Source organism: Lachnoclostridium edouardi, from assembly GCF_900240245.1.
GTDB lineage: Bacteria > Bacillota > Clostridia > Lachnospirales > Lachnospiraceae > Lachnoclostridium_A > Lachnoclostridium_A edouardi.
In genome coordinates this window covers 1-842 of sequence record NZ_OESQ01000006.1, presented here as the reverse complement: position 1 = coordinate 842, position 842 = coordinate 1, and the positions used below count along the sequence as shown (strand labels likewise).

At 49.8% G+C, this 842-nt stretch carries 1 protein-coding gene; it reads left to right on the top strand.

Annotation, left to right across the window (positions count from 1 at the left end; translation table 11 throughout):
• On the top strand, positions 1-659 hold a 659-nt coding region (locus C1A07_RS16055), incomplete at its 5' end, for a zinc ribbon domain-containing protein (protein ID WP_180952305.1).
• Positions 660-842 lie beyond the last annotated feature (183 nt).

Below are 842 nucleotides of genomic sequence, written 5' to 3'. Positions count from 1 at the left end.
CTCCCCATGAGGGCATTGTCCCCTCCGACATCTGGCTGACCTGCCGCAAGAAGCTGATGAACAACATGAAAATCCAGTCTGCCCGAAAAGCCACCCATACATGGCTGGCGGGAAAAATCAAGTGCGGGAACTGCGGGTATGCCCTTATGAGTATCTTCAATCCCTCCGGCAAGCAATACCTTCGCTGTACGAAACGGCTGGATAACAAGAGTTGTCCGGGGTGCGGGAAAATCATTACTTCGGAACTGGAAGCGGTTGTTTATCAGCAGATGGTAAAGAAACTGGCAAGCTACAAGACGCTGACAGGCAGAAAGAAAGCGGCAAAGGCAAACCCGAAAATTGCCGCCCTGCAAGTGGAGCTTGCCCATGTGGACAGCGAGATTGAAAAGCTAGTGGACAGTCTGACGGGCGCAAACAATGTCCTGCTCTCCTATGTGAATGTGAAGATAGTGGAACTGGACGGACGCAAGCAGGAACTTGTGAAGCAGATCGCCGAGTTGACGGTGGAAGCCATCAGCCCGGAACAGGTCAGCCAGATTTCCGGCTACCTCGACACTTGGGAGAATGTATCCTTTGACGACAAGCGGCGGGTGGTGGATTTGATGATTACCACCATAGCTGCCACAAGCGACAGCTTGAACATCACATGGAAAATCTGATGGGCGGCACACCTCCCGTCAGACCGTTACCCTGTGTAGTCCCTTGTAAACTGTACTTTTGTATGTGATAAACTGTTACTATCCATATGGATACCTCCTTTGTTTATTAATGCGGTTGGCGAACCTTACATTAATTATAACACTGGAGGTTTTTTGCTGTAAGCTGAAGCAATTCTAACTCAC